Below are 15,858 nucleotides of genomic sequence, written 5' to 3'. Positions count from 1 at the left end.
CGTATCGCCGGTTGGTGATTTCGATGGCGCGATCCTATCGGTGGCCCGACAGCACAGCCAATCAAACAATGGTGAGGCGACCGGGATGCCGGCCGGTCTTACCCCACCGAGCGGGCGACAAAGCGCTCCATGGACTCGAAGGAAAAGGCATTGATCGGCAGGTCGGTGCCGCCATCCGCCGCAAGGTCGGCCAGGATCTCGCCGACGACGCTGGTGAACTTGAACCCGTGCCCCGAGCAAGGCGACGCCACCACGACGCGCGACGAGCCCGGCATGAAGTCGAGGAGAAAGTCCTCGCTCGGCAGCATGGTGTAGCGGCAGGTCGTCGCGTTGACGCGCAGGCCGCTCACTGCCGGCAGACGCTTTGCAACGAAGCCGTCCAATAGCGCGGTGTCGGTCTCGTTCACGGGCGGATTCGGCTGGTTGGGATCGATCGGTTCGCGAAAATGGGCGTGGCGGCCCACCTTGACGCCATCGGCGCCGATGGCCGGAAATCCGAAATAGGATCCCTCCGCGCCCTCGTCGCGCAGGAAAACCGGCATGCGCTGGGGCTGGGTGGCAAAGCCGTTCCGCGGCTGATACCAGGCAACGACTTGACGGATCGGCACGGCATGCTGCTTCAGCTGCGGCACCAGTTCCGCTATCCAGGACCCGGTTGAGACAATGACCTTTCCGGCGCGATAGGATCCTAGCGGCGACGTGATCGTCACGCCGGCGTCATCCGGCTCGATCGAAGTAATCTTCTCGCCGAGATGCAGCACTGCTCCGTCGGCCGCCGCAGTGGTCAAATAGCCCATAACAGCGATTTCCGGGCGAATATATCCCCCTTGCGGATCGAGAAGCGCGATTTCGCCCTCGTCGAGCGAGAAGGCGGGAAACCGCGCCGCCATGGCCTGCCGGTCGAGTTCTTCATAGGCGAGGCTGTGCAAAGCGCACGAGGCGCGCGTACCGGCGACGATCTTGCTGTCGGGTGCGCCGATCTGCAGCACGCCCGTCGTGGTCAGCACGTCCGTTCGCAGCCGTGCCTCAAGCATGCGCCAGTTTTCGTAGGCACGCTGAAGCAGGGGAACGTAGGACGGGTCTTCGAAATAGCCGAGGCGGATCAACCGGCTATCGCCATGCGACGAACTCAGCGCGTGCGCCGGAAAATGCGCGTCGATCCCTATCGCCCGGACGCCCCGCGCCGAGAGAAAGGCGAGTGCGGCACTTCCCATGGCGCCAAGGCCAATCACGGCTACGTCGAATTGCGCTGTCATCAAGCAGTCTCCTTGGAAGTCGGTGCCGGCGAAATCAGGCCGACGGCGGCACGCCTTCGCGGATCAGTCCCCGGACTGCCTCGATATCGCCGCTGAGCGGGCGATCGTCGGCATAATGCGCGATCCGGCCGCGCACGAGCCCGTAGATCTCGTCCGTTCCTGCTGCACGAGCGGCGGTGGAGGCGAGGAAGTCGTGCGCTTGAGACGCCGCCATCAACTCGATCGCCAGAATGTATTCGGCGTTGTCGATGACCGAGAGAAGTTTGTTCGCCGCCGCCGTCGGGTGCGCGAGAAAGTCTTCCTGCAGAGCCGAAGTGAGCCCGCCATCCGTGGATGCAGGCGCGGCGAGGCGACGGTTTTCGTTGCTCAGCGCCGCTGCCGTGTACTGCGCGATCATGAAGCCGGAATTGCTGCCCGCGTCGCTGGCCAGAAACGCCGGAAGGCCGCTCACCAGAGGGTTGACAAGCCGGTCCATGCGGCGCTCGCTCATGGCGCTGATCTGCGCCAGTGCGATCGCCAGACTGTCCGCAGCCTGGCCAAGGGCTGGCGCGACGGCGTGGGCTTCCGAGGAAACGAGCGGACGGTCCACCGTTCCGGAAACCGCCGGGTTATCGGTGACGGAGGCAAGCTCCCGATCGACCACAGCCGCCGTGTTGTCGAAGACATCACGCGCAGCGCCGTGAGCATGCGGAACGGAGCGCAGGCTGAGCGCATCCTGGGTCCGCTTACCAAGCGCTGCGGCGACAAGGCCACTGCCGCTCAGGCGCGCCCGCAGGGAGGCGCCGACCGTCGCGATCCCCGTGGAGGGGCGGAGTGCCAGCACCGCGTCATCGAAGGCCGTCATCTGGCAGCCCGCCGCCTCCAGCGTCAGCGCAGCCACCGCATCCGCCCATTCGAGCAGGCGTTGGGCGCGCAGCAGCGCCACGCTCGCGAGCCCGGTGGCGCAAGCCGTGCCGTTGACGAGGCTGAGCCCCTCCTTGGCGCCGAGAACAAGAGGCGCAAGCCCGATTGCCGCAAGGGCGTCCTTGCCGTTCATGTCGGTGCCGCCAACCCGTGCGCTGCCCTCCCCCAAAAGCACGAGCGCCGTGTGCGCGTTATGGGTCAGATATCCTGCCGAACCTTTCGACGGGACGTCGGGAATGCAATCCTTTTCGAGAAAGGCGGCGAGATGACGAACAATCTCAAGGCGTACGCCGGAATGGCCGTGGCTGAAATTGACGATCTGGGCTGCGATCACCGCGCGTACTTCGCGCGGCGCCAGCCGTTCGCCGACGCCACACGCATGGCTGAGGATGATGTTGCGTGACAGCCTGCTCTGGGAGGCCCGGTCGACGACCGTATCGGAAAGGGCTCCGACGCCGGTATTGACCCCATAGGCGCGCACGCCGGTGTCAACAATGCGCTCAACGATACGGCTCGCCAGTTCCACGCGCTGCCAGGCGGCTTGCGAGAGCGTCAAAGCCTCGCCTTCGGCGACGCGGCCGATGCAGCGCCAGCTTACGACATCATTGATAGTCACAGTCATGACGGGTTTCCAAAGTGTCCGATGAACTGGCGGAAAGCCGGCGAAGCACCGCTGCCGAACATGTCGTCCGGCGCGCCGGAGCTGTCTATCTGGCCCTGTTTCATGAAAACGACGCGGTTCGAGACGTTGCGGGCAAAGCCCATCTCATGCGTGACGACGAGCATTGTCATACCTTCTTCCGCGAGCGAACGCATGACCCTCAACACTTCGCCGACAAGTTCGGGGTCGAGCGCCGAGGTCGGCTCGTCGAAGAGCATTACCTTCGGTTTCATCGCGAGCGAACGGGCAATGGCCGCGCGCTGCTGCTGTCCTCCAGACAGATGCGCGGGATAGGCATGGCGCTTGTCGGCGATGCCGACCTTTTCGAGAAGCGCCTCGGCCTCGGCGATGCATTCGGCGCGAGGGCGCTTCAGCACATGAAGCGGTCCCTCGATGACATTCTGAAGGATCGTCATATGGGACCACAGATTGAAGGACTGGAACACCATGCCGAGTTCCGAGCGGATGCGATCAACCTGCTTCTGGCTTTCAGGCCGGGTCTTGCCGCCCTTGTGAACCATGCGGATCTGTTCGCCATCGACCCAGATCTCGCCGTCGTTGGCAATCTCCAGGAGGTTGATGCATCGCAAAAATGTGGACTTGCCGGAGCCCGAAGAGCCGAGCAGCGAAATGACATCGCCATCCTCGGCATCAAGGGAAATGCCGCGCAAGACCTCGTGCGTGCCGAAGCTCTTATGAATGTTGCGAACCGAAAGTCGAGTTACGCCGGGCATGATCGCTCCAATTCCGTTTGGGCTTTCTTGTCACGCCTTCAGCGCCGCCGGTGCGGCTCTGCGGTGACGGGACAGCCTGTATTCCAGCAAGGACATGGCCTGCAGAATGATAAAGTTGAGGGTCAGGTAGATGAGCGCCGCGCAGAGGAAGACCTCCATGGTGCGGTAGCTGTGGGAAATCAGCCGCTGGGCCACGCCGGTCACTTCCCAGACGGTGACAAGGCTCGCAAGCGCCGTCGACTTCATCATCAGCACCACTTCGGTCGAATAGGCCGGAAGCGCGTGACGAAAGGCGATCGGCGCGAGGATGCGCCGGACGAGAAGAGAACCGGACATGCCGATCGACCGCGCGGCTTCGAGTTCCTTCGGCGAGACCGCGCGGATACCACCGCGAAAGATCTCCGCCGAATATCCCGCGGTGCAGAGCGCCAGCGACAGCACTGCACAGACGAAAGGCTCGCGCAGCAGCGGCCACAGGAAGCTGTAGCGAATGAAGCCGAACTGCCCGAGACCATAGAACACGAGGAACATCTGGATCAGCAGCGGCGATCCGCGGAAGATAAAAATGTAACCCTTGGCGAAGGCGGAGAGGACGGGGTTCCCGCCGACGCGCATCCAAACGATCAGCAGCGCCAGCAGGCAGCCGAAAAACACCGACAGTGAAAACAGCGCCAGCGTCATCGGTACTGCCGCGAGCAACGTGATCATGGTCTGGGAGAGGAATGCAAAATCCATGACCGCCTCCTCACGCCTGACCCATGGCCGCGGACGGCATGCTGCGGTTCGCGCGACGCTCGGCGCGGGTGAAAACGCGGTCGGAAAGGCTTGTCAGGATCAGGTAGAGACAGCCGCCCACAATGAAGAACAGGAAGTACTGCCGCGTCGAGCCGGCGGCCACCTGGCTCGTTCGCATGAGTTCGGCCAGTCCCGTAACCGAGATGAGCGCCGAATCCTTGAGGCTCAACTGCCAAACGTTGCCGATCCCTGGAATGGCAAAGCGCAAGACCTGCGGCATGATGATGCGCCGCAAGCGCATGCCATGATGCATGCCGATTGCTTCGGCCGCTTCCAATTCACCTTTGTGGATCGCAAGATAGGCGCCTCGGTAGACTTCCGCCTGATAGGCACCGGAGATGATGCCGACCGCAAGCGCGCCGGCGATAAACGACGGCAGCCCGAGGAAACCCTCATAGCCCATCGCCTTGCCGATCGCCGTCACGGCGCTCGATCCGCCGAAATAGATCAGGTAGATGATGAGCAACTCGGGAACGCCCCGAAAGACGGTCGTATAGGCGTTGCCGAGCGTCGCGAAAACAACGTTGCCGGAGAGCTTCGCCGAGGCGACGATCGCACCGAAAACCGCGCCGATCGCCAACGCGACGGCGGTCACGCAGAGCGTGATCAACGTCGCCAGGAGGAGGAGCGCGCCCCAACCCTTTGCGCCGAAGCCAATGAGTTCAAATATCGACATTGCCGGTATCCCCGTTCTTGCGCCCGGCGCTGCCAGTCCGATACGGACGAGCGCACAAGCGCAGTTCTTCGGCAGTTTGTGGCTTCTTCCGCGCTGAAGGCGCCAGCTCTCGGGAACGCATTCCAATCCCGCATACCGCCATGAGGCAGTTCGGGACTACCCAAAGCGCCCGAGGTCGTGCCCTTCTCGCGCGGATTGCTTCCGACCCGAAGAGCCGGAAGCAATAGGCTTTATTGCGGAGAAACGTCCGTCTTGAACCACTTCATCGACAGGTTCTTGACGGTCCCGTCGGCAAGCGCGGACTCGATCGCCTTGCTGAACATGTCGCGAAGATCGGTGTCGGCCTTGCGAACTCCAAGGCCCTCGCCGGCACCCCAGATCGAGCCGGTGATTTCAGGTCCGGTGAAGACAAGTGCGCCGTTTGCGGCATCGAAGGCCGTCTGGAAATAGACGGCATCGTCAAAGCCGAGGTCGATACGGCCGGTCTGGAGGTCGAGGTCGCGATCGGCGCCGGTCTTGTACTCGCGGATGGTCGCGATGTCGCCGAAGTTGTCGTAGATGAACTTGGCATAAACCGTCGCCGCCTGGATGCCGATGGTCTTGCCCTTGAAGGCTTCCTTCAGCGCGTCGATTTCCTTCACGCCTGTCTGGCCCGGGGTCATCTTGACTGCGGCGCCCGAACCTGCGGCATTCGCCACCGGGCTATCCTTGGCCGTTGCAAAGGCTGCCGGCGTTGCGGCATAGGGGATCGTGAAGTCGATGACCTGCTTGCGCTCGTCGGTGATCGAAAGCGCATCCATGATGATGTCGAACTTGCCGGCATTGAGCGCCGGGATCATGCCGTCCCAATCGGAGGGTACCAGCTTGCACTCGACGCCAGCCTTCTCGCAGAGGACCTTCGCCAATTCCGGCTCGAATCCGCCGAGCGTGCCGTCGGCATTGGTCATGTTCCAGGGCGCATAGGCGCCTTCGAGAGTGATCGTGACCGTCTTCCAGTCCTTCGCCTGCGCGGCCGGTCCGGCAACGACAGAGAGAGCCACGGCGGCGGTCATCAATAGGGATTTGATTTTCATACGGAGTTCTCCTCTTGAGATCGAAACGGGTCTTAACTTATCCGGTTCTTGCCGATCTGCGCCGGCTTGCCCGACCTGTCGATCCCGGAGGATCGAGCAGATCAGTTGTATAGGGTACCATATGAGATTTTTTATGATATGCAAGTCGTAAGTGGAGTTATGAAGCCAAACAGGCCACCACACAAGGAAGAGCAATGATGCGTCCACGCGACATGAAACGCGAACTTGCCAAAAACGACGGCGGCCCGCTCTATGCCGGCGTCAAGCAAGTAATCCTCGATCGCATCCATAGCGGCGAATGGCCGCCGAAGCATCGCGTGCCCTCGGAAAACGAACTGGTTGTCGATCTCGGCGTCAGCAAGATGACCGCCAACCGCGCACTGCGCGAACTGGCAAACGAGGGTGAACTGGTCCGCATCCAGGGCGTCGGCTCGTTCGTCGCCGAGCGCAAGGGATATTCGGCGCTGTTCGAGGTACGCAACATCGCCGACGAGATCCACGAGCGTGGTCATTCGCACGAGGCCTCGGTGGTCATTCTAGCCCGCGAAACGGCCTCTCCGGAGGTTGCGGATGCCCTCGCAGTGGAAATCGGCGCTCCGGTATTTCATTCGCTGATCGTTCACAGCGAGAACGGCGTTCCCGTGCAGATCGAAGACCGCTTCGTCAATCCTGACATGGCGCCGGCCTATCTGGAGCAGGATTTCACCGACACGACGCCAAACGCCTATCTCACAAACGCCGCCCCCTTGAGCGGCTCCGAACATATTGTCGAAGCAGCCATGCCGCAGCCATGGGAATGCAAGCTTCTGATGATCTTGAAGACCGAACCGTGCCTGATGATCCGGCGCCGCACATGGTCCGCAAGGCAGGCGGTTTCGGTCGCGCGGCTCGTCTATCCCGGACAGCGCTACCGTTTGCAGACACAAAGCGGCGTGCCTCAAGACGACTAGCTGCCTTGCACGTGTTGTATAGGGAACCATCCGCGCCGAACATAATTTTCGACAGCGGCTGCCTCAAAATACGACCAGGTAGCTGCTAGTGTACGATTCCGTTCGCCAGGAGGACAGACTGATGGCAATACGCTCTCTGCTGATCGGCATCAGCCTCATCGCTGCGCTCGTGCTCATCGTCCTCAGTATTCTGCTCGTCAATCCGACGCGGCCCATGCATGAATCGACGGGTCTCATGCCGGCCCCCACCGCCAGCCCGCAACAGTAGCGTCCGGAACCGTTGCTTGCCGCCAGACGTTGTTTTCAGGGATCAACAACGAGGCAGGTACCCATGCGATTGATGATACTCGTCGTAATCTTGATGGTCGTCTCCGTCCTCAGCATCACGTTCCTTGGCAAGTCAGGCAACGGCCAGCAGACCGAAAGCGCGAACATCGAAGCCACCGTTCACGTGCCCGCAGCCAATCAGGCGCAGCAAGCAGCAGTTCCATCAAACCATCAGGAGTGATTATCTCGCCTGTTCCGGTGCAAATCGGGCGACGAGCACATGGCGGTCACCCGGATAGGTCAAGCGCACATGAGTGATCGGCCCTGCTCCGCTCCAGGTTCGCCGCTCGACGACGAGGCAAGCCGTGCCGGTGTCGATGTCCAATCCCTTTGCGGCATCCGCGTCGGCCGCCATCGCGCGGATCATGTTTTCAGCCGCGCTCCAGGGAACCTGATTGATAAGCCAGGCCCCGGGCGCAATCGCATCGAAATCGGCTTCGGCGGCTTCAGGCACGGTGACGAGGCTGATGAGACGGTCTTCCAGGCAGAACGGGCGCTTGCCGGCGTAGTGGACACAGGCAATTTCAACGAGTTGAGAAGCAGTCGGCAGTTCCAACCGGCGAAGATCCTCGGCCCGGCTCTTGCGAATGAGGCGCTTGGTCATCGTGTAGGAATAAGGCAGGTTGAGCGATAGCACCTCCGCCTTGATGTCGTGGATCTCAAGGACAGCGGACTGCGCCTGCGGCTGTGAGACAAAACTGCCTGAACGCTTCCTGCGTTCGATCAGCCCTGCCTTGGCAAGCTGCGTCATTACCTTGTTCACCGTCATGCGCGAGCAATCATACTGATCGGCGAGGTCCACCTCGAACGGGATGCGGTGCCCCGGCGGCCACTCGCCCGAAACGATGCGGCCTTCGATCTCGCCCAGAATGCGTTGGTGGAGTGTCATCGTTTCCTTGGGAGGGCTCATGCAGTTCGTCGTATCCTTTTCAAACCACAGGCACCACCGCGCGTGTCATGACCCTATGGAGTAGCCGCAACCGCCGATAAAATCCACCAGCGACTACGGCAAGCTCCTCGTCAGCCGAGCAATTCCGTCATTGCATCGCGGAAGCGTCGCTCGATCGCTTGACGGCCGACATGGCGACCCTCCTTGACCCGCTTGCGCCCGAGCGCCCAGACGCTGTCGATGCGGACGCCGCCTGCGAACACCCAGTGATCCAGCAGCTGATCGCCCGCAAGATATTGCACGGCGCTCACATCCAGCGAAACGATGTCGGCGTAATTGCCCTGACGCAAGCCGCCCGGAGCCTTGAGCGCCGCTCCGCCGCCGACGATTGCCTGATCGAAAAGCCCACGCGCCGTCGAGCCGCCCGGCGTTGCAATCACGTTGCGGGCGCGCAACGCCAGGCGCTGCGAATACTCGAGCTGTCGTAGTTCTTCGGGGATTGAAATGAGCACGTTGGAATCCGAGCCGACGCCATAGCGCCCACCCTCCTCCAGGAACAGCGGAGCCGGGAACGTGCCGTCGCCAAGATTGGCCTCGGTCACCGGGCAGAGACCGGCGATCGCGCCGCTCCGCGCCATGCCACGCGTCTCCGCCTCCGTCATGTGCGTTGCATGGATCAGGCACCAGCGGCCGTCGACAGGCGCATGATCGAGCAGCCAGCCGACCGGTCGCGCGCCGGACCAGGCGATACAATCCTCGACTTCCTTGACCTGTTCGGCGACATGAATGTGGATTGGGCCGTCGCCCGCAAGCGGCACGACCTTTGCGAATTCCTCCGGCGTCACCGCCCGGAGACTATGGGGAGCGACGCCGAGTTCGGCGCCGTCCAGCCGACCGACCACCGTCCGGCAGCCGGCCATCAGCGCTTCGAAACGATCGACGGAATTTATGAAACGACGCTGCCCTTCGATCGGCGCTGCGCCGCCAAACCCTGAGTGAGCATAGAAGACGGGCAACAGCGTCAGGCCGATCCCCGTTTCAGCGCTGGCGGCACCAATCCGCTCGGCAAGCTCGGCGATATTATTATAGGGCGTACCGTCCTTGTCATGGTGGAGGTAATGGAACTCGCCGACGCGCGAGAAGCCCGCCTCCAGCATCTCCATATAGAGCTGCGCGGCAACCGTCTCGACGTGCTTGGGCGTCATCGAAAGCGCGAATTTGTACATGACCGTGCGCCAGCTCCAGAAGCTGTCGTCTGCGGGTCCGCGCACTTCGGCAAGGCCGGCCATGGCACGCTGGAAAGCGTGGCTGTGCAGGTTTGCCATGGCGGGAACGAGGACTGCGTGGCGCTCATCGTCCGCGGCTGCCGCGACCCCGGTCTCGATCGCGGTGATGCGGCCGCCGTCGAGGGTCAGGCGCACATCCTTGTGCCATCCGTCGACGAGCAATGCCGTGCTTGCGTGAAGTTTGATCATGGCCACTTCCTTCCTCGGTTATGGACGCTGCCGCTCTTTCTTTTTCACGGAAGCGCATAAATTTCCACTTGTCACTCCGATGAATATGTATATACATGTTTGTGGGGAAGGAAAGGCGTAAAGCAAATGGGCGGGAACAATTTTTCCAACAACGGCATGCTCTCGAGGACCAAAACCCTCTGGCGTAACGCGCGTCTGGCGACGCTCGCCGGAGACGCAGGTCTCGGCATCATCGAGAAGGGCGCGTTGGTCACCGATGACGGACGTTTCGTCTTTGTCGGGGCCGAAAGCGAACTGCCGCCATCGGCCATCGAAGGCGCCGATATCGTCGATCTTGAAGGCCGCTGGGTCACGCCGGGCCTCGTCGACTGCCACACCCACATCGTCTACGGCGGTAACCGCGCACGCGAGTTCGAAATGCGCCTCGAAGGCGCGACCTACGAGGAAATCGCGAGGGCCGGCGGCGGTATCGTTTCCTCGGTGAAGGCGACAAATGCGCTTTCGGTCGAAGGCCTCGTCGATGCCGCCCTGCCCCGCCTCGGCACGCTGCTTTCCGAAGGCGTCACGACGATCGAGATCAAGTCCGGCTATGGCCTCAATGTCGAAGCCGAATTGAAGATGTTGCGCGCTGCCCGCGCGCTTGGGGCCATCCGCCCGGTGCGCGTCGTTACGTCCTATCTCGGTGCGCATGCGACGCCGGTGGAATATAGGGGCCGCAACGGCGATTATATCACCGACGTCGTTCTTCCCGGCCTTGCGCAGGCACATAGCGAGGGACTGGTCGACGCCGTTGACGGTTTCTGCGAAGGCATTGCCTTCTCGCCGGACGAGATCGCCCGCGTCTTCGACGCCGCCAAAGCCCTTGGCCTTCCCGTAAAGCTGCATGCCGAGCAGCTTTCCAATCTGGGGGGCGCCAAGCTCGCTGCTTCCTATGGCGCACTGTCGGCAGATCATGTCGAATATCTGGACGAGGAAGGGGCCAAGGCCATGGCCGCCGCCGGCACCGTTGCCGTGCTCCTCCCCGGCGCCTTTTACGCCATCAACGAGAAGCAGAAGCCGCCGGTCAAGGCTCTGCGGGAGGCAGGCACCCGTATCGCGATCGCGACCGATTGCAATCCCGGCACTTCGCCGCTCACCTCGCTGCTTCTGACCATGAACATGTCGGCGACGCTTTTCGGGCTTACCGTGGAGGAATGCATCGCCGGCGCTACGCGCGAAGGCGCCCGCGCTCTCGGGCTTCTCGACCGCACCGGAACGCTTGAGGCCGGCAAGTCTGCCGATCTCGCCATCTGGGATGTCGATAGTCTCGCCGAACTCGTCTACCGCATCGGCTTCAACCCACTGCATGCCCGCATTTTCGAGGGCGAAAGGATCGATCGATGACTATCGCGCTTCACCCCGGATCGGTCTCCTTGAGGGATCTCGAAACCATCTATTGGACCGGAGAGCCGGCAAGGCTCGATAGGTCGTTCGATGCCGGCATCCTCAAGGCTGCCGCCCGTATCGCCGAAATCGCGGCCGGAAACGCGCCCGTCTACGGCATCAACACCGGCTTCGGCAAACTCGCCTCGATCAAGATAGACGCGGCGGACGTCGCGACCCTTCAGCGCAATCTGATCCTCTCGCATTGCTGCGGCGTTGGTCAGCCGCTGCCGGAAAACATTGTTCGCCTGATCATGGCCCTCAAGCTCGTATCGCTCGGTCGTGGCGCCTCAGGCGTCCGCATCGAACTGGTGCGGCTGATCGAAGACATGCTCGAAAAAGGCGTCATTCCCCTGATCCCTGAAAAGGGCTCCGTCGGCGCCTCCGGCGATCTGGCGCCTCTCGCCCACATGGCAGCCGTCATGATGGGTCACGGCGAGGCCTTCTATGCTGGTAAACGCATGGACGGCGCCGCAGCGCTCCGCGAGGCGGGCCTGACGCCGGTCGTACTCGCCGCTAAGGAAGGCCTGGCGCTGATCAACGGCACACAGACATCGACGGCGCTGGCGCTTGCCGGCCTTTTCCGCGCTCACCGCGCCGCGCAAGCCGCGCTGATCACCGGCGCGATGTCCACAGACGCCGCGATGGGCTCCTCCGCTCCCTTCCATCCCGACATCCACACGCTTCGCGGCCACCAGGGCCAGATCGACACAGCGGCAGCCCTTCGAGGCCTGCTTGCCGGCTCGGTGATCCGCGAAAGCCACATCGAAGGCGACGAGCGCGTGCAGGATCCGTATTGCATCCGCTGCCAGCCGCAGGTGGATGGCGCCTGCCTCGACCTGCTGCGCTCGGTCGGACGCACGCTTGAGATCGAAGCCAACGCCGTCACCGACAACCCGCTGGTGCTTTCCGACAATTCGGTCGTCTCCGGCGGCAACTTCCATGCCGAACCGGTCGCCTTCGCCGCCGACCAGATTGCGCTTGCCGTCTGCGAGATCGGGGCCATCGCCCAGCGCCGCATCGCGCTTCTGGTCGATCCCGCCCTCTCCTACGGTCTGCCGGCCTTCCTCGCCAAGAAACCCGGCCTCAACTCCGGTCTGATGATCGCCGAGGTGACCTCCGCCGCGTTGATGTCGGAAAACAAGCAGATGTCGCACCCGGCCTCCGTCGACTCCACGCCCACTTCCGCCAACCAGGAAGACCATGTTTCCATGGCCTGCCACGGCGCCCGCCGGTTGCTGCAGATGACCGACAACCTGTTTGCCATCATCGGCATCGAAGCGCTGACGGCGGCGCAAGGCGTCGAACTGCGCGCGCCGCTGATCACCAGCGCGGAACTGGCAAAATCAATCGCCGCGATCCGCGCCGTAGTGCCGTCGCTCGAGGAGGACCGCTACATGGCGACCGATCTTTCCGCCGCCACCGATCTCGTCGCCAGCGGCAAGCTCAACGGCTCCGTCTCGAGCGGCATCCTGCCGAGCCTGGGAGGCTGATATGGCGGTTTTCGAAGTCGCACGGGGCTCCTCCCCCGTCATCCTCGGCTTTCCGCACACCGGAACCGACGTGCCGGCGACGATCTGGGATCGCCTCAACGACAACGGCAAGATCCTTGCCGATACCGATTGGCACATCCACAGGCTCTATGACGGGCTTCTCGACGACGCGACGACGGTGCGCGCCACGTTCCATCGCTACGTCGTCGACGCTAACCGCGATCCAGCGGGCGTCTCCCTCTATCCCGGTCAAAACACGACCGGCCTCGTGCCCGAAACGGATTTCGACGGCAAGCCGATCTGGAAGGACGGCGCCGCGCCGACGCAGGCCGATATCGACGCGCGACTTCGCGACTTTCACGCGCCCTACCACGCCGCGCTCGCCGCGGAAATCGAGCGTGTAAAGGCAATCCACGGCATCGCCGTGCTCTACGATTGCCATTCGATCCGCGCGCGCATCCCCTTTCTCTTCGAGGGCAAGCTACCGGATTTCAACATCGGAACCGACAACGGCGTCACCTGCGCCTCTGCCATAGAGCAGGCGGCGGTGACGGCAACGGCCGCGGCCGAGGGCTATACGAGCATTCTCAACGGCCGCTTCAAGGGCGGCTGGACGACACGGCATTACGGCAAACCCGAAACCGGCGTTCACGCCATCCAGATGGAGCTTGCCCAGTCCACGCATCTGGCGACCGAAGCGCCGCCTTTCGCCTACGATCCCGCCAAGGCGGATCGGCTTCGCATTCATCTCAAGGACGTGCTCGTGCGGATCGAACAGATCGCGCTCGGCCTCGCACAGTAACTAAGGGAACCCCATCATGACCAATCCTCGCCACAATGTCCGCGAAATCCGCAGCCCGCGCGGCAATCAGCTCAACGCAAAAAGCTGGATGACGGAAGCGCCCCTGCGCATGCTCATGAACAACCTCGATCCCGACGTTGCCGAAAATCCGAACGAACTGGTGGTCTACGGTGGCATCGGCCGCGCTGCCCGCACCTGGGCTGATTTCGACCGCATCGTCGAAACGCTGAAGACGCTCAATGAAGACGAAACCTTGATGGTGCAGTCCGGCAAGCCGGTCGGCGTTTTCCGCACCCACAAGGACGCGCCGCGCGTTCTGATCGCCAACTCCAACCTCGTGCCGCACTGGGCGACCTGGGATCATTTCAACGAGCTCGATAAGAAGGGTCTCGCCATGTACGGCCAGATGACCGCCGGCTCGTGGATCTATATCGGTACCCAGGGCATTGTTCAGGGTACCTACGAGACCTTCGTCGAAGCCGGCCGCCAGCACTATGACGGCAACCTTACCGGTAAGTGGGTACTGACCGGCGGTCTCGGCGGCATGGGCGGTGCCCAGCCTCTCGCGGCTGTCATGGCCGGCGCTTGCTGCCTCGCGGTCGAATGCAATCCCGACTCGATCGATTTCCGCCTGCGCACCCGCTACCTCGACGCCAAGGCCGAAACGCTCGACGAAGCCATGGAGATGATCGACCGCTGGACGAAGGCTGGCGAAGCAAAGTCGGTCGGCCTGCTCGGCAACTGCGCCGAAATCCTCCCCGAGATGGTCCGTCGCGGCATTCGCCCCGACATGGTCACCGACCAGACCTCCGCCCACGACCCGGTCAACGGCTACCTGCCGATGGGCTGGACGATGGGAGAGTGGAAGGAAAAGCGCGTCAGCGATCCGAAGGCCGTTGAAAAGGCCGCCCGCGCCTCCATGCGCGTCCACGTCGAGGCGATGATTGCCTTCCAGGACCTGGGCGTACCGACCTTCGACTACGGCAACAACATCCGCCAGGTCGCGAAGGATGAGGGTCTCGAAAACGCCTTCGCGTTCCCGGGATTTGTCCCCGCCTATATCCGCCCGCTCTTTTGCCGCGGCATCGGTCCGTTCCGCTGGGCTGCCCTTTCGGGCGATCCGGAAGACATCCGCAAGACCGACGCCAAGGTCAAGGAATTGCTGCCGGACAACAAGCACCTGCACAACTGGCTCGACATGGCCAAGGAACGCATCGCCTTCCAGGGGCTGCCGGCGCGCATCTGCTGGGTCGGTCTCGGCGACCGCCACCGCCTCGGCCTCGCCTTCAACGAAATGGTCCGCAACGGCGAACTCAGCGCGCCGATCGTGATCGGCCGCGACCACCTGGATTCGGGCTCGGTCGCCTCGCCGAACCGTGAGACGGAAGCGATGAAGGACGGCTCGGATGCCGTGTCCGACTGGCCGCTGCTCAACGCCCTGCTCAACACCGCTTCGGGCGCCACATGGGTGTCGCTGCATCACGGCGGCGGCGTTGGCATGGGCTTCTCGCAGCACTCGGGCGTCGTCATCTGCTGCGACGGCAGCGAAGATGCAGACCGCCGCATCGAGCGCGTGTTGTGGAACGACCCGGCAACCGGCGTCATGCGCCACGCCGATGCCGGCTATGAAATCGCCATTGAATGCGCGAAGGAAAAGGGCCTCCGACTACCGGGTATACTCGGAAACTGACGGCTCACAGCAGCATGACAGGGCCGCCGTATCTCGCGACGGTCTTGTCAGTTGTAAGCAGCGCCAAGTCTTCGACGAGAGACTGGGCGATGAGGATGCGGTCGAACGGATCCTTGTGGATATGAGGTAGACTCTCGACCGCAACGGCGTGATTGCCGTGGACCCCCAGTTCTTCGTAGCCGTTGTCGAGAAGATGCCGTCGAAGCAAGGTGGCGGTGACGTCAAAGTTCGGCCGACGCCCCACCTTGATGGCGATTTCCCAGATACTGGCAACAGAAAAGAAAAGCTGGTTCTCCGGGTTTTCGACCATTTCGATCAAGCTGCTCGGAAGCCGTGGCGAGCCTTCGGCAAGCCAGAGAAGAAAATGAGTATCGAGAAGGAGCCTCATTTGTCCTCAAGGTTACGGTCGAACATGGCCTCGATCTCATCGGCCATCATCGTGTCGAAATCGTCCGGCGTGGTGAACATGCCCTTCATAAACCCAATGCGCCGTTTCATGGGCACAATGGCCTCGTCGATCGGAACGACCTTGACCATGGGTTTGCCGGCTTTGGCGATGATGAAGCTTTCGCCCTTGGCGGCTTTTTCGACCAGCCGCGAGAGATGGGTCTTCGCTTCGTGGATGTTGACGGTTTCCATGTCTGTCTCTTGCGTGGACTTAGTCCACTAAACTTAGTTTACCGTAGCGCTATTTGCAAATCAGAGAAAGCGA

General features: G+C 62.4%; 17 protein-coding genes. 7 read left to right on the top strand and 10 right to left on the bottom strand.

Annotated elements, in window-relative coordinates; genetic code table 11:
* Positions 1-98: 98 nt before the first annotated feature.
* The 6 genes from solA to AB4048_RS00890 form a co-directional block, all read right to left on the bottom strand.
* On the bottom strand, positions 99-1,256 hold the full coding sequence (gene solA, locus AB4048_RS00915) for an N-methyl-L-tryptophan oxidase (protein WP_442200022.1): 1,158 nt from the start codon (positions 1,254-1,256) through the stop codon (positions 99-101).
* A gap of 34 nt (positions 1,257-1,290) precedes the next feature.
* The gene (locus tag AB4048_RS00910) at positions 1,291-2,781 is read right to left on the bottom strand and encodes an HAL/PAL/TAL family ammonia-lyase (protein ID WP_442200021.1); all 1,491 of its coding nucleotides are present in this window, start codon (positions 2,779-2,781) and stop codon (positions 1,291-1,293) included.
* Positions 2,778-3,554 (bottom strand): ABC transporter ATP-binding protein, encoded by a 777-nt coding sequence (locus tag AB4048_RS00905; protein WP_442200020.1) that lies wholly within the window; start codon positions 3,552-3,554, stop codon positions 2,778-2,780. The genes AB4048_RS00910 and AB4048_RS00905 overlap by 4 nt, the downstream gene beginning before the upstream one ends.
* A 30-nt stretch (positions 3,555-3,584) precedes the next feature.
* A complete protein-coding gene (locus AB4048_RS00900; RefSeq protein WP_442200019.1) occupies positions 3,585-4,289 on the bottom strand; it encodes an ABC transporter permease in 705 nt (234 codons plus the stop codon).
* 10 nt (positions 4,290-4,299) lie between these two features.
* Entirely contained in the window at positions 4,300-5,025 is a 726-nt protein-coding gene (locus AB4048_RS00895) for an ABC transporter permease (RefSeq protein ID WP_442200018.1), read from the bottom strand.
* Positions 5,026-5,255: 230 nt separating this feature from the next.
* The gene (locus AB4048_RS00890; RefSeq protein WP_442200017.1) at positions 5,256-6,098 is read right to left on the bottom strand and encodes a transporter substrate-binding domain-containing protein; all 843 of its coding nucleotides are present in this window, start codon (positions 6,096-6,098) and stop codon (positions 5,256-5,258) included.
* A gap of 194 nt (positions 6,099-6,292) precedes the next feature.
* Between AB4048_RS00890 and hutC (AB4048_RS00885) the strand changes: the two genes are divergently transcribed.
* The 3 genes from hutC (AB4048_RS00885) (at position 6,293) to AB4048_RS00875 (ending at position 7,556) form a co-directional block, all read left to right on the top strand.
* Complete coding sequence (hutC, locus tag AB4048_RS00885) at positions 6,293-7,048, top strand: histidine utilization repressor (RefSeq protein WP_442200016.1); 756 nt, start codon at positions 6,293-6,295, stop codon at positions 7,046-7,048.
* A 121-nt stretch (positions 7,049-7,169) separates the two neighbouring features.
* Positions 7,170-7,316: a hypothetical protein gene (locus tag AB4048_RS00880; RefSeq protein ID WP_442200015.1), complete on the top strand. Its 147-nt coding sequence runs from the start codon at positions 7,170-7,172 to the stop codon at positions 7,314-7,316.
* Positions 7,317-7,379: 63 nt separating this feature from the next.
* A complete protein-coding gene (locus tag AB4048_RS00875; RefSeq protein ID WP_442200014.1) occupies positions 7,380-7,556 on the top strand; it encodes a hypothetical protein in 177 nt (58 codons plus the stop codon).
* Here AB4048_RS00875 and hutC (AB4048_RS00870) read toward each other — a convergent pair whose 3' ends face one another.
* Complete coding sequence (gene hutC, locus AB4048_RS00870) at positions 7,557-8,285, bottom strand: histidine utilization repressor (protein WP_442200013.1); 729 nt, start codon at positions 8,283-8,285, stop codon at positions 7,557-7,559.
* Positions 8,286-8,395: 110 nt separating this feature from the next.
* Positions 8,396-9,739, bottom strand: a complete 1,344-nt coding sequence (locus AB4048_RS00865; RefSeq protein ID WP_442200012.1) for a formimidoylglutamate deiminase — start codon at positions 9,737-9,739, stop codon at positions 8,396-8,398.
* A 126-nt stretch (positions 9,740-9,865) separates the two neighbouring features.
* Here AB4048_RS00865 and hutI point away from each other — a divergent pair, with 126 nt between their 5' ends.
* The 4 genes from hutI to hutU are packed head-to-tail and all read left to right on the top strand — an operon-like array spanning position 9,866 to position 15,146.
* A complete protein-coding gene (hutI, locus tag AB4048_RS00860) occupies positions 9,866-11,122 on the top strand; it encodes an imidazolonepropionase (RefSeq protein WP_442200011.1) in 1,257 nt (418 codons plus the stop codon).
* The gene (gene hutH / locus AB4048_RS00855) at positions 11,119-12,654 is read left to right on the top strand and encodes a histidine ammonia-lyase (protein WP_442200010.1); all 1,536 of its coding nucleotides are present in this window, start codon (positions 11,119-11,121) and stop codon (positions 12,652-12,654) included. Before hutI ends, hutH begins: the two co-directional genes overlap by 4 nt.
* Before the next feature lies 1 nt (position 12,655).
* Positions 12,656-13,456, top strand: coding sequence for an N-formylglutamate deformylase (gene hutG / locus AB4048_RS00850; protein WP_442200009.1), 801 nt, complete (start codon positions 12,656-12,658; stop codon positions 13,454-13,456).
* 16 nt (positions 13,457-13,472) lie between these two features.
* Positions 13,473-15,146 carry a urocanate hydratase gene (hutU, locus tag AB4048_RS00845; RefSeq protein ID WP_442200008.1) on the top strand — a complete coding sequence of 558 codons (1,674 nt, stop codon included), beginning with the start codon at positions 13,473-13,475 and terminating at the stop codon, positions 15,144-15,146.
* Between the two features lie 4 nt (positions 15,147-15,150).
* On the opposite strand, the gene AB4048_RS00840 is transcribed toward hutU, so the two are convergent.
* Positions 15,151-15,534, bottom strand: a complete 384-nt coding sequence (locus AB4048_RS00840; protein ID WP_442200007.1) for a type II toxin-antitoxin system VapC family toxin — start codon at positions 15,532-15,534, stop codon at positions 15,151-15,153.
* Complete coding sequence (locus AB4048_RS00835; RefSeq protein ID WP_442200006.1) at positions 15,531-15,785, bottom strand: type II toxin-antitoxin system Phd/YefM family antitoxin; 255 nt, start codon at positions 15,783-15,785, stop codon at positions 15,531-15,533. The genes AB4048_RS00840 and AB4048_RS00835 overlap by 4 nt, the downstream gene beginning before the upstream one ends.
* Positions 15,786-15,858 lie beyond the last annotated feature (73 nt).

It is taken from the genome of Rhizobium sp. RAF56, from assembly GCF_052113965.1.
GTDB lineage: Bacteria > Pseudomonadota > Alphaproteobacteria > Rhizobiales > Rhizobiaceae > Rhizobium.
Note: the sequence above shows the minus strand (reverse complement) of the source record. Positions and strands in the feature narration are given on the sequence as shown.